Consider the following 16,224-nt stretch of genomic DNA (forward strand, 5'->3'; position numbering starts at 1 on the left):
ATCGAGTGGGAGCACCGAGGCGTGCAGATAACTCGCCAGAGGCACTGAAATTCAGGAGGCTTCGATTTGGAGCCTCGTCCAGAATACTTCATTCATCCATTCATTGCAGTTTGTCGGCGATCAACTTGTATGTCGCAGACAACTTTTGGGCGTTGGCCGCCCAAGTGCGATCAGCAAGCATGGCCTTCCTGCCCGCCGCGCCCATCGATGCTCTCTTCGACGGGTCTGCGAGCAATGTTCGAATGGATTCGGCCAATTGCCCGACGTCGTCCGGCTTGACCAAAAGGCCGGTTACATCTTGTTCCACAAGCTCGCGGAGAGCCGGTAAATCTGCTGCAATGACTGGAACTTCGCAGGCCAAGGCTTCCACAGGCTTCAAAGGTGTTACTGCTTGCGTCACCGAGAGATTCCTACGTGGGACGACAAAAATATCGAGCGCGCAATGGTAGGTCCTAGCATCCTCCCGAGGGACGCGCCCCGGGAAAATACAGAATTCATCGATGCCTAGTTCGATACTTAATTCTCTGAGATTGTTAGCTTCGACACCGCTGCCGACGATGAGTAGTCGAAGAGCCCGATTCTCCGGAATCAGCTCGGCCACGGCCCTGACCAAAAGGTCCAACCCTTCGTAGGCAACCAAGCTGCTGACAGTACCCACATACTGATGGCTTTTCGACAAACCCAATAACGAGCGCGCTTCATTGCGTTCAATCGGCTCGTCCAGGTATGCATCACCGATGGCATTTGGTGCGATGGAGATCTTATCGTCCTCAACGCCACGGGCAATAAGTTCCGACCGCATGCTCTCTCCCAGGGTGACAACGTGGGTCGCACGTGACGCCACGAAGGCTTCTCGTTCCTTGAAGAGCCTGTATCGCTGTGATGATTTGGCATCTGCAGGTCGAGTAGCAGCCCAGGTGTCCGCAAGCTGACCTCGAACCTCATAAACCCAGGGCAAACCAAATGACTCGGCAACGCACATGACAGCAATGGCATTGGTGAAATCCGTGGTCGTGTGAAGAACCGTAGGCTTCAATCTGACTACAGCATCTACCAAGGCATCGGCCTGTTGCTGGATCTTGGACCGGGTATCGGAACTATAAGTCCGCGGAAGAACCCTCCGATATGTAATGCCATCGATATGGTCCATTGCCTTAGCAAGGAATTTGCCAGTGGAGAGAGGATACCCAGCTCGCGTCAGAACTTCAACGTGCCATTTTTCATCCCTGAGGGAGGTCATGATCGAATGTGAGCGTTGCGCATAGCCGCTGCCGGTGTGGGGCAGAGAATTGGTCAGAAAATGCAGCGCGGTCGTCGGCGCTGCTATTTCGCCACTTTGTGGCACTTCTCTGCGGCCTATCTCTGGAAGTACACCTTTAAATACTTCGAGTTCGCTTCGGTAGTGTCGTAGCTGCCTGTTGGATGGTGGCACCAAAGTGGCCAAGAGATCAATGGCTTCCTGCATGTTTCCCATATACCAGGCGTGTCGCGCTTTTGTGCGACGCAGGGCAGGGTTCTCTGAGTCTCGCCCATCGAGCAGGTACGACGTGCTGATCGAATCTTGGATAGCGACTGCCATATCTCCCAATCGCGCGAGCTTTTGATCAGAAAGGGGTTCTGTATCAACAGTGCGCAGGTACTTCCCCAACTGGGAAGTGTTGCCCGACAGCATCAGGATGAAGCTCCTCAGTAGGACTGCCCGAGGAGGTAGAACACGTTGACAGGAACCCGCAATTCTCGCAAGACTTCCGGAATCAATTCTCCTCGAGACTTGCAGCAGGAAATAAGTCGGGTCATCGAGCAGATTCTCTATGACGATTCGGCTGATTGTTCGCAAATTCTGGAACACACGAAGAACGCGGCTCCCTAGCCGGACAGGCGTAAGCTCAGTCATTATTTGATTCTCGCCCGGTTATCTCTAGTACCAGTTTCACGTATTTCTGCCCCAGTTTCTCCAAGGAGGCCTGTTCGAACACCCAGTCACGCCCTGTGGTACCGACATCCAGTTTCTGTGGGTCGGCATTCAGTATTCGCCACAGCTCGGCAATGTTTGTTGGATCGTGATCCACAATGTCTCCTGCGGCCGCATCAGTGATGATTCGTGCGGCTTCACCGGTTACTAATCCCGTGACGTGTCTACTGAGCGACAGCAGTTCATAAATCTTAGAGGGCACTGTGTGGTTGAAACTCGCCCAGTCGTCGCGCAAGCTAACGACACATGTATCTGCCCATTGATAGTGCGCACGCAAAGCATCGCCCCGGGCAGGTTCCTGGAAATCGATATTGGCATCAAGGCTTTCTGCATATCGTCTCAAACGATCACTGGCTGTTCCGCCACCCACTATGCGAACTTGTACGTCCTCAGACACCATGGTGGATGCCAAGATCACCGACTCCAAGCCCTGGCTCTCCCCCAAATTTCCCAAGTAGAGCACATGAAGCTTTGAATCCGACCTTTTTCGGGTTTCTGGGAGCACTTCAAATTTTCTGGTGCTGATTCCGTTATGGATCGTTCGCACGGCCGAAACCCCCTCGCGACTCAGGATCGTCGCGAAACCATCAGTCACGGTGACGACCACCGTTGCCCGGCGCTGAATGGACCGTACGCTCCAATGCGCCAGCCGAGTCAGCCACTTCCATCGGAGAATTCGTGAATCTGAGATGATGTCCGGCCACGCGTCCCGCATTTCCAGGAGCAGAGGTCGCCGGAAGATTGTCGCTACGATGAACCCGACAAACATGGTCGGCAACGCAGGAACGGTTGCTATCACCACGCTCGGACGTCCTTGAAAGAGGGCGCGCGGTAGCATCAGGGTGCCATCGATGGCGTTCTTTATGAGCTTGCCCAAGATAGTCCGGGGCTTCCTCATGGAGCAATAGCGGCGAATGGTTTCACCGTATGCCCCGATTTCTGCTGCGCCCATCCGTAGATTCGCGGCGGAGGCAGCAGTTTGAGCTTCGAATCTAGGGGTTACGACGTGCACTTTCCATCCGCATTGTCGCATGACGTAAACGAAAGAATCCCAGCGCCGCTGTGGCGGCGAAACTTCCGGAGAATAGGAATGCGTCAGCAACAGTACTCGCACAGCCCCCACTGACATCTTCCGCCTATCTCCAGGAGCATTAGCTCCACAATTGATTCATAAATCCTACGTTACGTTGCTTCGACCTCGGACATGATTCAGCCCGAGGTTGCATGTGCAATGTATATTCCGAATTCGGATACACAATCAGAACATGATGTGTGCCTTATTGAGTCCGAACGTTGACAACACACCTGTCGCCAACAATTCTGTCTCTTCAACTGACCAGGTATGGGCGTCGCGCTCAACGCCACGCATCTGTATGAAGTTGAAACGGTCAGCCGAGTATACGGTCCCCCCAACTTCAAGGACACCGCGAAGAAAGTTGGTGTCTTCTCCCCTGCCAAGTTCCAGGAACGGAACCTCTTGCATTATTTCTCGAGTGGTGAAAATCGTTGGCCCCATGACCAGATCAGTGAATCGGTGTTCACGTTCTTCAAAACGCAGCAGCGTCGCATTTCGGCCCCCAAGATACATGTAGTGCGCCTGCTTGCCGACAACGTTTGCGCCACTGTAGCGATGGGCGGCTGCCTGGTCCTGCAGATAGTTGATGCCGTAGAGATCGTCGTCATCCATCTTAGTGACATAAAAGCCGGAAGCAGCATCGGCCGCAAGATTTAGACATGCTCCGAGCGACGTAGTTCGCGGCTGGTGCAGGATGACGAGGTTCTCGATTCCCTGGTCACGGGCCTTCGCTCTCACGGCACGCTCGTCAAGCTCGAAGCCGTGGCTTAGCAGCACTAGTTCGATGTTTACGTTTAGCTGCTTGCCCACTGTGGCAAGGACATGATCAATCTGCTGCGGTCTAATGGTCGAAACGAGCGCCGAAATAGTGGGCTTCAGCGTCATTGAGGACGGGTGGGGTGTCGAAACACGGATCCCCGACGCTTGAACAACCTGATCCGCACGATGTGCATACGTATGCTCTTGCCAGATCCTGCGTTGGCCCAAGTGAACCGTGTGATCTCGCAACTCCTTGCTGCGGACCAACGAACGGATCATGCTCGCCGACTCCTCTCGAGTGCCGACTTCGAGCACTTCCGACTTGTCAAAAAATTCTGCAATCGCCCGGCTTGGAGCGGTTACGACGGGTGTGCCGGATGCCGTGATTTCGAAGATTCTCCTGGCACACATGCTCGGGGAGTTGACCACGGAATTCACGTTGAGGAACACTTTGTAGGCCTTGTAAGCGGTCAGCATCTTCTCGTACGGCAGGCTTCCGACCACGTGTTCATTGTACGGCGCCGGAAACTGATAGTTTGCGTCTCCTCCGAGTTGCCTGGAAAAGATCTCCAAGCCATGCTCCATGCTTTGGGATACGTCCAACGCACTTGAGAGCAGCATATCCATCTGCTCGCGGCGTTCAGGAAATTTGTGGGCGAAATACATTCCTGCAAAGGCAACGTCTCGCGCTTGGAACCCTTGCTGTGGACGAATGGGGTTGTGAACCACTGGCTGGGCAGCAAAACTCAGTGCATGGATACGATCATGGCCCAGATCCGTTTTGTACCGATCAATCTGTGTTGAGTCCGATGTGAGCACCGTGTCAAACAACCTCGCAGTTGCCAGAAAGTCTTCGTAGTGAGGAGGGTCTTCCTTATTCCAAAATACAGTGGGGATCTGTTGAGACTTGCACCACTCCACCAACTCCACGATGGCCGGTCGTGGTGCCGAAGTTCCAGTCAAGTGATACGACCAGGCTTTGCCGTTTCCGGCCCAGGCGGACTCAACGAAGAGGAGACCAACAGGTTCGGCTGTCAGTTCCTCTAGCCAGGTATCGGGCTTGACAGCGATGCAGTCCCACTCGTATCCCCAAGCCTGCGCCGAGAAGTCATCCAGGATTGTCGCCACACGAAGCTTGGCCATAGGGGCAGGCTTCCGATTATGTTGGAGTGCGGGAAAGTCCAACATCATCCGACCATTCGAAGTTGAGCGGATCGCGCGTCCCATGATGTTGTTCGCGCCGTTGTGGTTCAGAACGACTTGCCGGCGTTTCCAACGGAGCAGTTGTTTCAGCCCACCTTGCCTAAAGTGCCAAAATGCTACCCGCAGATTTTTGATGATGGTTTCCTATAGATTTGATTGCCAACTTCTTACCATTGCCATGCCAAGCTACCTAAGTCTAGATGATTTATACCTAATCATTTCAGTGACGCAGGTCAGACTGTGCGCGCATTCGATGGTCCTGTGTTTTCCTGTAGTGCCAGATTCCAGGTGGGGGTCCAGGAGCTTTTGAGTAGACGAAGGGACAACCTAGGCTCGGGTGTCCAGCTTCCCTGGCGGGAGTAAACGGCTTTAGGGTTACGGCATCTAAGTGGAAACCCCAATGATGAAAAATGGGCTATGCGTTTGATGGACCCTAGCCTCACGGACTCTACATAAGTCGTCAGCTCCCCGGATTCTCGGGGATGAGCGACCTTCCCAAGAGTTCGTTTCCGTAGAGCTTGAGACGCAGGACTTGGGTGAAATTACGTCAATCTTCGGGGACGCTCGAATCTCTCCCAGATATTGGCGTGAGATCGGCGTACGCCCCCAATATCTGGGACATGCGATCCCTTCCGCGAAGGTCCATCAGACGGACAGCCCATCATGAAAATTATGCTCTGACGCCCCAGCTTCAGGCGGAACGGTCATGCAATTCGATAGTGCCAGGGCAGGATCATGTAAGAAATCTTTCACCGCAGTAGCTCCTTGTTAAATCGACCATGTAATCACTCGGTTCATTGTTTACACACGCACGCACGACATCGTTGACAACCGAACTCACGACATCCTTTACACACGATGTCAGCACATCGTTGACAACCAAACTCATGACATCGCTGACACCGTGTGCATTGATGGGAATGGAGCCGGTCAGCCCGCCTGTTCCTGCGCGTAGTGCTCCTTTTCGTACTCGATCCGCTTCAGCACCCACGCCGGTCTCGGTTCGCGGATGCGGGCACCGTGGACCTGCCAGAGCGGGATCAGCCGCTGGCTGGAGGCCACGCGCACCGGCAGCGGGAAGTAGAGGCTTTCCTCCCCATCCAGCGTGCTGAACATCGTGAATGCCGTGGCCGTGGTGACCAGCTGGTGCTCACCGATCAGGTGGGTGGGCACCTTGAAGATCCGGCCGCGGTGGTAGATCTGCGGGTTGGTACGCGTGATCTGCACCAGGTCCTCCGGCTGGTCCCGCAGCCTCCCGGTCTGGGCGGGCAGCGCCTCCTGGGCCTGCTGCTGCACGGCGAGGATCTCGCCGCCGGTTCCTCCGGCTGGCTCGGCTGCGTCCCGGGCAAGCTTGCCGTCCTTGTAGGCAGCCGCCTTGGCCTGAAGCTCGGCGATGTCGATCGGGGTGCCGTCGGAGCCGCGGTGTTCCCCGGCTTCCCACGCCTGGGCGGGGGTGAGGTGGGTGCTTCCGACCTTAAGGGCCTGGTGGCGCCGCCGGTGGTTGTAGTGCTCCCTGTAGCGGATGAGGAGCTTAGCGAGCTCCTCCAGGTTTTTCGGGGCGTGGGCGTCGAGGAACCGGGTCAGGGTCTGGTGGCTCCGTTCGTTTTTCCTTGGGTCTGCGGGTGCCAGGTGCGCCCGGTGATGCCCCGGCACCCGTGCTCGGCCAGGAAGGTCTCGGTGGTCCCGATGGTGCCGCGGCGGGCCTGGTTAAAGGACAGCCAGTTGTCGCTTAAAAGCTCTTGTGGGACCCCGTATTCCTCGAAGGCTGCACGCAGCGCGGCGATCGCGTCGCTGTTTTCCGGCCGGGCAAAGCAGCGGGATCCGACATCGAAACGCGTCCCGTCATCCAGGAGCTGGTAGATCGTGGCCTTGGTGCCGTCCTGGTCAAAGAGCCGGTATTCCAGTCCGTCGATCTGCCACATCTCCATCGGGAACGACCGGGAGAAACGCATCCAGGCCCGGCGGGGCCGTTTGCGGGCGTTGGTCTTGGTAACGCCGGCTTCGGCCAGGATGCGACCGATCGTTGCCACCGAGGGGATCTGTTCCCCGAATTCTCCGGCGTCCACGCCTTCGAACCAGATCGATTGCGGTCCGTGGTCCCAGCCGGCTTTGGCCATGCGTTGGCGGATCCGCAGCACCAGCTCCTTGGTCTGGTCCCCGTAGATTTTCACCGCCGTCTTCGGGGCCCTGGAGTGAGGGTTCAGGGCCTTGTTGCCTTCGGCGATGTAGCGCTTCTTGACCTTGTAGTAGGAGGGCTTGGTGATTCCCAGTTGCACGCAAAACTGCGAGATACTTGGAGAGTCTGGCAGGCCCGGGTCGAACTCTATGATTTGACGGTGTACCGACGCCGATAATGTATTTGACACTCATCATTATCGAATAATCCGAGGTCAGCCTCGGGTCTGCCACGCGTCTGCTACCTGTAAGCGATGTCCTGAGAGATCTTGTAAACGATGTCGTGAGTGAGGCTGTAAACGATGTTCTGAGAGATCACATTGTTAAATCGACCAGTTGGGCTACCGCCCCCTTGTGGTAACTTGCTCCCGTGGATAAGTCTCAAATTTCAGTGTTCACATTCGGGTCATGCGTCTCGCGAGACACAGCAGAAGCAAGAGGTCAGGCATGACATCGGGATGGCTACGTTGCACGTCAGTCTCTGATCAGTTCAGCGAATCCGCCAGTACCCATACCCGGCCCGGCGAGTCTCACCTCGGCGTTCCAAAAACGTTCCGTCGAGGGTGACTTCACGTCGTCCCTATTGAGCGACTTGCAGGCAAAGGGCGGCTCAACAGACTGGATAGTCATAGATCTAGTCGATGAGCGTCTGGGTGTCTATCCGTACAGTAATGGCGGTTTTTTGACTTTTTCAAACGAACTAAACCAATCAAGGCTCATGCCCCAGATGAAAGGACGCGGGCCGTTCATTACGTTTGGCACGGATGAACATTTCGAGTTGTGGACGAAAGCTGCCGACATCTTGTGTGCAACGATTGACCGCATTGGCGCCCTCTACGAAGTGCGGCTGATTGAAGCTCCCTTCGTTCACGAAACCGACACAGGGTCTAGCAGGGAAATAACTCGAGGCACGACCGCAGCCGAATGGAATGGTTTGTAGGCTCTACTGACATATCCGTGGGTCATTCCCGTCCCGGGAGCACTGGCTTCCGACCTCCGAGGCTGAGCATGGCCAGGCCGATCAAGGCTTCCGGGGATTTGAATCCGAATGCGACCCTGGTGATGAGCCGGATCTTCGTATTCATTGATTCGATCCGCCCATTGCTGAGCCCGTGCTCGATCGAGGCCAGGATGCTGTCGCGGTGCTTGACGATGCTCTTTTGCAGCTTCACGAACGCCGGAATCCGGCAGCGCCTGGCCCAGGCCACCCACCTGTCCAGGGCCACCACCGCATCCGCATGGGGAAGCTTAAAGACGGTGCGCAGGCCCTCCTTGAGGTAGTAGGCCCGGCCCAGCCTCGGGTCGGTCTTCACGATCCAACCGAGCTTCACCTCCTGCTTGTCGGTGAGGTTCTCGGGGTTCTTCCACAGGGCCATGCGGGAGTCCTTCAGCGTCCTGACCTTCTCGCTGTCCGGCCGGGAGGGCGCGTCCTTGGCCGGGCGTCCCGGGCCGCGGGCCGGCTCGTTCTCCCGGGCCGCGGCCCGGGCCCGGTTCCAGGATGCGCGGCGTTCCTCGTCCAGGGCGTCGGTGGCCCACATGACCACATGGAACGGGTCGGCCACGCGGACGGCGCCGGGGCAGCGTTCGGCCACGATGGTGGCGATCCAGTTGGCGGCATCGGCGGAAACATGCGTGATTCCGGCGCTGCGCTCCGCATCGAGGGCGTCGAAGAACTTCCGCAGCGTGGCCTTGTCCCGGCCCGGCGAGGCCCAGACCAGGCGGCCGGAGTCGTGGTCCACGACCACGGTGATGTACTTGTGTCCGCGCTTGTAGGAGATCTCGTCGATGCCGATGCGCCTGAGGTCCTTGAAGGGGTCGAAGGCCTTGGCGGTGTCCTTCCAGACCCGGTCGATGATGGAGCCCACGGTGCGCCAGGCGATGCGCATCAGCACGGTCACCGCGAACTTGGAGCACTGGGTGGCCAGCCAGGAGACCTGCTGGTCAAAGACGCGGGTGTGTCCGGCCTGGTGGCGGGCCCAGGGCACGGCGGCGACGGTGACCCCGTGCTCGGGGCAGTTCACCCGCGGGGCCTCGGCCACCAGGTAGGTTTCGGTGGTTCCCAGATCCAGGGTGCGCCAGCGTCGGGGTCCGGCGCCGCGGTCGTAGCGCGGGGACTTCCTGGAGCAGCTCCCACACCTGTTGCGCATGGACTTGTGGGGTGTCACCCGGGCCAGCAGGACCCCGGTGTCGGGGCAGGTCTCCACGTGGTGGACGGTCGTTTTTTCGACACCCAGCAGGTTGCCCATATGCTTGTTTTCTGCACGCCGTTTTCAGCCCTTGAATTTTTGTACCTTAGTCAGTCAAAAATCCTAGGCAGGAAGCGGCGTGTGGGCGTCAAGGCTCGCTGGACAAGCCCACGGATATGTCAGAAGAGCCGCTTTGTATGACCGATACTACGAGTACCTCTCAAATAAGGGACTGCGGAAGATCCGAATACCAGACTCCCTACTGGCGTCCACGGATAATCACTAATGTGGCGCTGCCCAGTATCATTACGTGGCTGGAGCATATGAATACCTGGCTAGTCAGATCGAGAACTAGAAAACCCCGGGCAAGGCACCCACTATTTGGTGGGGTCCTTCGTCGTGCCCGGAACGATTATGACGCGGAGAAAGGCTGCGGAGTGGAATGCTTAGCGGCCATCAATTCGGGCGTTGACTCTGCCTTGACAGCTTCCTAGTCGATCAATTCATTAGGGATATGAGGTCAAGGGAGAAATTGGGACTCACACTGCATCAACGCTTCGTGGGTTACCGGTTTCGGACACCCCTTCCGGTCGCCTCGGATGGGGCATTGACCGGTAGTGCCACAACTTGAGTCTTGGAGGCCCCGACATTTTCGAGCGTACCTTTATCGGGCTGGATGTCCACGCCCAAAGCATCGCCGCCTGCGCCCTGAACCCGTTCACCGGCAAGGAATTTCGTCAGCCGAAAGTAGGCCATCTCGGCGCTAAGAAACAGGCCATGTCGGCACGGTTTCAGGCAATCTCGGCAATCACTCGCGCCCGCGCTGAATTCTTCGCCTTGTTCACCGAAATTGCCTCTTGGCGTTGGCCGCCCGGGCGTGCTCCACGCCGTCGGCAAGGGGAGACTTGAGTCGCCGCAACGATGCTCATTAATAATCATCTGACTGGGTGTTTTGCAATCCCTTGGTGGTGCTGCGCGTCGTTGATTGCCGTGGTCGTTCTCGAGATCCGGGATGTGGCGACCGCTTCCGGTTCAGGTCGCCGACGCAGGGGGATCCGGCCTCGTTGCCGACGCCACCCGCCCATCATTGCCACCGGCCATGACGGCTGCCTGCTGCAGCATGCCCACGCCTGCCTGAAAGGTGGGGAATCCGGCCGGCCGGAGCGGACCCGCTCCCAGAGGCGAACGGCGCAGACGCGGCCAACCGCGGACTTCCAGGGGTGCCGACGACCACCTGTGCGGCTCGGACCAGCCGGGTGAAACTCGCTCGCTCTTGTTGCCGCCTGAGCGCAGATGGACAATTCCGGGCTGTGGTTGGCGTCCCTGCCGGCGGCCCCGCTCAATTGGCCTGAAATGAGCTGCCAACTTGGCTCACATGCATGGCTGAAACGGCCTGATGCTTATCGCTCACACACGAGGTCCAACTGGACAAGCTCGCCGCCGACCCGGCGGCCGCCCTGGCCTGGATCGAAAGGGTCGGCAGCCCGGCACAAGTGGTCTACGAGGCCGGGCCCACTGGCTTCGGCCTGGCCAGGTTCCTGCTGGCCCATGGCGTTGACTGCCTGATCGCCGCGCCGTCCAAGATGCTCCGGGCACCCGGAGATCGCTTGAAGAACGACAATTGGGACGCGATGGCCCTGGCACGGATCCTGTCCCTGGGGCAGGTCACCGCGGTGCAGGTGCCCACCGAGGAACGGGAGGCCCTGCGCGACCTCTCGCGGGCCCGGCAACGGGCCTCGAAGAGCCTTGCCTAGGCCCAATACCGATGCTCCTATGCTTGTCAACTGTTCTCCGCCACCTGTTCTTCAAGCCAACTCCGGTATCCGGCAATGGCTTCGCGGTCCCGGGATTTGCCGTGTTCGATCCGTGAAATAGCGGTCGGCCAGGAGCCCAACGCGGTCGCCGCCGCCACCTGTGTGAGACCCAGTGCCAAGCGCAGCGGGCGCAGATCGTTGACCAGCTCAGCGGGCCGCGGATTCTTCATGACACGGTAGATCTCCCGGGCAACGTAGCGTTTGAGACAGCGGATGATTTCCTTCTTGCCCAGCCCATCCTCGGTACGCTTGGCCACGTATTCCCGTGTCCTGGCATCGTTGGACGTCCGCGTCACAACGATGCGGTAGAGGGCGGAATTCGCCTGCCGGTCACCGCCCCGGGAGAGCCGGTGGCGGTTCGTTTTCCCCGAAGATGCCGGGACCGGAGCGACCCCGGCCAGGGCCGCGAAAGAGGCCTCGCTGCCCATGCGTTCGGGGTTGTCGCCGAAGGCCACCAGCAGCTGGGAAGCGACCACGGTGCCCGCGCCGTTGACCTCCAGGATATGCGGGGCATGGGTAGAAACGATGGCCGCCAGCTCGGCGTCGGTCTCGGCGATTTCCTCGCTCAGGAACCGGTGCCGGGTCCCCATCCGCTTGAGCGTCAGCAGGGTCGCCACGACCGGATCCGCGGGGTCCCCGGAGGGCCTGCTCGCGGCCATGGCCCTGGCCCGTGCCACGCTGGTCATGCCCCGGTACTTGGCCCTGACCTCATCCGCTGCAGAGGTGAGGACCGCGCTGATCTGGTTCAGCAGGGCCGTGCGGGCCTTCATCGCGCTGGTGCGGGCGGTGCGCAGCACCCGCAACGCCTCGACGTACCCGTCACGCGTTTTGGGCGTGGAGGTGCCCCTGTCGGCGAGCACGGATTCGGCAGCCTGGTAGGCATCTTGCGGATCGGACTTTCCGCGCAAGCGGCGCTCGGCCCGGTTGGGTCGGTTCACCTCCCTGACAGTGAAACCGTGGCCGGCCAGGACCCGTGCGAGCTCGGCCCCGTAGGAGCCTGTTCCCTCGACTCCGACGGCGGTGACTGGACCGAAGCTGGTCAGGTACGCGGCGATCTCCCGGTACCCGGATCCGACGGCCAGGAACTTCTGGTCCCCGAGCCGCTTCCCGTAGTCGGTGACGAGTGCGACATGGTGGGTGTCGGAATGGGTGTCGATGCCGGCAATGACTTTGAACTGCTCGTTTGACATGATGGATGGAGCTCCTCTGAAACCGGTAAAGCAACAGGGTGGGCTCGTGTTGACCGGTCGGGCAGACAGAACTGTGATGGGACCTCTGGATCAGGCTCCTATGAAGTCATGACCGGCCGGGCAACACGCTTGGTGCGGGCCACCAGCCGGCGGACTGATCGGCTTGAAGACAACCCGTGAGAGCGTCGGTTTACTTATGGGTCACGCCGGGCTGATGGCCTATTACCATCATCACAGTTTACTTAGGTTTTTTGGGTACGCGCTTGAGAGGCCATCCGGACATCTTGCGTTTGACCACGCGGGGGTTGCTGCGCTGCCGCCGCGGCGGCAGGAGTTCATGCAGGATTTCCCGGCAGAACACCACGAAGGTCTCCGCGTGTTTTTTAGGGGGAAAAAGCCGGGCGCGCGGCCAGTGATCGCCGTGCGGCCCGGAGGGTTCGCGTGAAGGAAATGCGCAGGGGGTCTTCGTCCAGGTCGCGGGCGACCTCGCCGATCAGGGCCCGCAGGGCGTAGTGCACGCAAAGATAGCCATAGATCTCCTGCAGCACCCCCTCGGGGGTCTTGGACCGCAATACCAGGGACGGTCCGCGCTGGTGGGTCTTGAGCTCCTTGAAGCACAGCTCGATTTCCCAGCGCTGGGCATAGGCCTCGGCCAACTCCCCGGCCGGTGCACCGGCCGGGTCCAGGATGGTGGTGACCAGCCGGAAGGCCTCTTTTTCCTTGCCGGTGGTGACGGTGTATTCGATCACGCGCACCGGGATCGGGTCCGTGTTGTGGCGCCGGGCCTTGGTGCCTTCGTAGACGGCCGACAGGTAGGACCCGTCGGGAAGTTCCTCGTGCACGGGAAGCACCGCGTTGCCTTTCATCCGCCACAAAAGCTGGGCCCCGGTGGCGGCGCTTTCCTTGAATGCCTCGTAACTGAAGAACCCGCGGTCCGCGATCGCAAGCATGTCCGCTTCCAGCTTGTGCAGCAGTCCCGGGTACATGGTCTGCTCGGCCGTGTCGTACTCGGAAACGACCGCGCCGATCGCGGCATGGGTGCCGCATTCGACCAGTCCCAGGACCCGGGCTTGTGGATAGGCGCTCTTGGCCTCGGTGTTGGTTCCGGGGCGACCGTAGGTACGCTCGTTCGCCGTGGTGTCGGGGATGTCCAGGGTGGTGCCGTCGATGCTCACCAGCCGCCATTGGCGATAGAACCCGGGACCGCCCGTGACGGCTTGTGGCTTGGCGCAGGCGTCGAACAGGTCGATCATCACCGCCGATCCCAAGCGGGTGCGGGCCTTGAAGATCGCGGCCTTCGTGGGCATCGACCATTCCCTGAACCGGCCGGTGATCCATTCCATCCCGGCCAGCACCGAACGCATGACCTCCTCGTAGGATCCGGCGGAGAACATCGCCAGCGCCATCACGTAGTAGACCATCATCCGCGCCGGCAGCAGCCGGTTGCGTTGCCCGGCTGCACCGGTGCGCGCGATCGCCGCGTCGACTTCCCCGGGCGGGAACACCCGCGTGAGCACGCCCAGGGAGACGTGGTCACCCAGCCGTTCTGGTCCTTCGGGTTTCACCCATCCGCTTCGTGCCATTCCAAAAGATTAACACAGTTGAAGCCTAAGTAAACGGTATTGTGCCTAGGCCAGGCAGGGAACCAACTCGCTGCTGCTGTGCCACGGACTCTTCTACCCGGAGAAGTCCCGCTGGACCAGGGACCACTGTGCCTGGCTGCGCAGGCAGCACTTCGACTAGCCGGCCACCGAGCTGACCTTGGACGCCGACCTCGAACAGGCGGCCATGCTCCAGGGGCACCTCAAGCACCTGGAAGCGCGGAACACCGGATGCAATACCCGACGGAGCGAGCACACCGAGGTCATCAACGCCCTGATGTGCTTCCGCGGCATCGACATCACCACCGCGTTCGGGCTGGCCGTGGAGATCGGTGACTGGACGAGGTTCACCGGGTCCTCCATCGGCGCCTATCTGGGGCTGGTGCCCTCGGAGCATTCCTCCGGGAACACCCGCTCCCAGGGCTCGATCACCAAGGCCGGGAATTCCTACGCCAGGCGCCTGCTGGTGGAGGCCGCCTGGCAGCATGCCCGCGCGTACCGCGGGCCCGGGGTGCCGCTGCGCAAGCAGTTCGACCTGGTGTCCTCGGAGACCCGGGCCAGGGCCGAGGTGTGGAACCGGAGGCTGCACCACGTCTGGGAGCAGTTCGAGAAGCGCGGCAAGAAGCCCGTCAAGGCCAACACCGCGGTCGCCCGCGAACTGGCCGGCTGGTGCTGGTCGGTGGCCGCGCCCCTGCAGGAAAGGGCCGCGCGGAGCCCGATCTTCACGGAGGCCGCCATGCATGCGGCCTGACCCACAGACCTACCCTGCGGCCGGTGGGAGCATTGAGGCAGCACGTGGAGCAAGCTCGGGTTCCCACTATGGACAACCGAGACACCGGTCCCGGCGACGCCCGTTCCTAGACGCCGATACGCTCCAGCCGAACAATCGTCATACGGTACCCAACCCGCGCATATCTCTAATGGGTAGTGGCAAGCCTGAGGTTTGCTGCCAGACTTGCTCCACGTAAGCGGGGCGTGGCTTTTTACATATCTGACCTGCCATTGCAGTGTCTTGATGCTGACGTGTCCCGCCCGTGGGGCCGGTCTGGCTCGCACCGGTGGCCTGATAGAAGGTTGTCCGTCCTGCGGGACGTGATTCGTTAGAGATCTGCCTCGGAGCAGACCTCTCAAGTTGGCCTTAGAGTGTCCGATTCTGGGAAGGAACCCTGCAATGAGCGCGGTCCGAAAGCAATACGTGAACATCCTCGGCGTGGACACCCACGCGCGCACCCACACCTATGCCATCCTTGTCGCTGCTTCCGGCCAGGTCATGGATACTGCAACGTCTCCCACGAGCCCGTCGGGCCTCAAGCGGGCCGTTGCCTGGATCGACCGGCGCAGCCTGCAGGGAAAGACCCTCGTGGCCATCGAAGGCATCAACTCCTACGGATCCGGGCTGCCCCGTGCCCTGCGCGCCACGGAACTGGATATCTGCGAGGTACGTCCGCCGCCGGATCTCGCGTGCCGGTCGCGGAAAATCCGACATCGACGCTCTGGCGGCCGCCCGTACGGTACTCGGGGAACAGATCGAGGCCCTGCTGGATCCCCGTTCCGAAGGGGACCGTGAAGCCCTCCGGATCCTGCTCAATGCCAAAAGCGCGATGGAACGCCAGGGCATCGCCGATCGCTTGATGCTCACCGCGCTGCTGCGCACCATTGACCTGGGTGTCGATGCGCACCATGCCCTCACCGAGGAGCCGGTCCGGCAAATCAGCCGCTGGAGGGTCCACGGAACTGATGACCTGCAGACTCGGATTGCACGCGCCGAGGCCACGAGGCTGGCTACCGCCATCAATGAATTCCGGCCCCTACTGGTGCGGAACAAGAAGCAGCTTCATGAAATCTTTGACCTGTTGGCTGCAGGTCTCATGGGTCTGCCCGGGCTCAGCCCCGTATGCGCCGCGCAGGTACTCGTGTCCCACTCGCACCATGGCCGGGTCCGCTCGGAAGCGACCTTCGTCGCGTTGGCCGGGGTGAACCCGATCCCGGCGTCTTCGGGCAGCAAGATCCGGCACCGGATCAACCGCAACGGCGACCAACAGCTGAACCGGGCCCTGCATACGATTGCCCGGTCTCGGATGACCTGCGATCCAGTCACCAAGGAATACGTTGAGCGACGCACCGCCGAAGGCAAAAGCCTTCGGGAGATCCGCCGCTGCATCAAACGATTTATCGCCCGGCAAATGTTCAGGAAACTCCAGACCCTCTTCACTTAATCCATAGAAGGGTCAGCGATAATCGATCCCTAG

The 16,224-nt window shown here is 59.9% G+C and carries 9 protein-coding genes and 3 pseudogenes; 5 read left to right on the forward strand and 7 right to left on the reverse strand.

Annotated elements, in window-relative coordinates; genetic code table 11:
• Window positions 1-100: 100 nt before the first annotated feature.
• The 4 genes and pseudogenes from J2T21_RS19025 to J2T21_RS19040 form a co-directional block, all read right to left on the reverse strand.
• Window positions 101-1,894, reverse strand: a complete 1,794-nt coding sequence (locus J2T21_RS19025; protein WP_307583575.1) for a glycosyltransferase family 4 protein — start codon at window positions 1,892-1,894, stop codon at window positions 101-103.
• On the reverse strand, window positions 1,887-3,101 hold the full coding sequence (locus tag J2T21_RS19030; protein ID WP_307583577.1) for a glycosyltransferase family 4 protein: 1,215 nt from the start codon (window positions 3,099-3,101) through the stop codon (window positions 1,887-1,889). Before J2T21_RS19030 ends, J2T21_RS19025 begins: the two co-directional genes overlap by 8 nt.
• Window positions 3,102-3,230: 129 nt before the next feature.
• Window positions 3,231-4,949 (reverse strand): glycosyltransferase family protein, encoded by a 1,719-nt coding sequence (locus J2T21_RS19035; RefSeq protein WP_307583579.1) that lies wholly within the window; start codon window positions 4,947-4,949, stop codon window positions 3,231-3,233.
• Between the two features lie 990 nt (window positions 4,950-5,939).
• A pseudogene (locus J2T21_RS19040) lies at window positions 5,940-7,375 on the reverse strand (integrase core domain-containing protein).
• Between the two features lie 281 nt (window positions 7,376-7,656).
• Here J2T21_RS19040 and J2T21_RS19045 point away from each other — a divergent pair.
• Window positions 7,657-8,124: pseudogene (locus tag J2T21_RS19045) on the forward strand (DUF6270 domain-containing protein); the annotation flags it as partial.
• A gap of 22 nt (window positions 8,125-8,146) precedes the next feature.
• Here J2T21_RS19045 and J2T21_RS19050 read toward each other — a convergent pair.
• Window positions 8,147-9,447 (reverse strand): annotated as a pseudogene (locus J2T21_RS19050) (ISL3 family transposase).
• 550 nt (window positions 9,448-9,997) lie between these two features.
• Here J2T21_RS19050 and J2T21_RS19055 point away from each other — a divergent pair.
• Window positions 9,998-10,279 (forward strand): hypothetical protein, encoded by a 282-nt coding sequence (locus J2T21_RS19055; protein WP_307583581.1) that lies wholly within the window; start codon window positions 9,998-10,000, stop codon window positions 10,277-10,279.
• Window positions 10,280-10,827: 548 nt separating this feature from the next.
• A complete protein-coding gene (locus J2T21_RS19060; RefSeq protein ID WP_307583626.1) occupies window positions 10,828-11,124 on the forward strand; it encodes an IS110 family transposase in 297 nt (98 codons plus the stop codon).
• 26 nt (window positions 11,125-11,150) lie between these two features.
• On the opposite strand, the gene J2T21_RS19065 is transcribed toward J2T21_RS19060, so the two are convergent.
• Together J2T21_RS19065 and J2T21_RS19070 are read right to left on the reverse strand one after the other, a co-directional pair.
• A complete protein-coding gene (locus J2T21_RS19065; RefSeq protein WP_307583583.1) occupies window positions 11,151-12,374 on the reverse strand; it encodes an IS110 family transposase in 1,224 nt (407 codons plus the stop codon).
• A 383-nt stretch (window positions 12,375-12,757) separates the two neighbouring features.
• A complete protein-coding gene (locus J2T21_RS19070; RefSeq protein WP_307583584.1) occupies window positions 12,758-13,957 on the reverse strand; it encodes an IS4 family transposase in 1,200 nt (399 codons plus the stop codon).
• A gap of 178 nt (window positions 13,958-14,135) precedes the next feature.
• Here J2T21_RS19070 and J2T21_RS19075 point away from each other — a divergent pair, with 178 nt between their 5' ends.
• Window positions 14,136-14,726 (forward strand): transposase, encoded by a 591-nt coding sequence (locus tag J2T21_RS19075; RefSeq protein WP_307583585.1) that lies wholly within the window; start codon window positions 14,136-14,138, stop codon window positions 14,724-14,726.
• Between the two features lie 652 nt (window positions 14,727-15,378).
• Window positions 15,379-16,191, forward strand: coding sequence for a transposase (locus J2T21_RS19080; RefSeq protein ID WP_307583587.1), 813 nt, complete (start codon window positions 15,379-15,381; stop codon window positions 16,189-16,191).
• Window positions 16,192-16,224: the final 33 nt, after the last annotated feature.

Origin of the sequence: Paeniglutamicibacter psychrophenolicus (assembly GCF_030812255.1) — a bacterium.
Taxonomy (GTDB): Bacteria; Actinomycetota; Actinomycetes; order Actinomycetales; family Micrococcaceae; genus Paeniglutamicibacter; species Paeniglutamicibacter psychrophenolicus_A.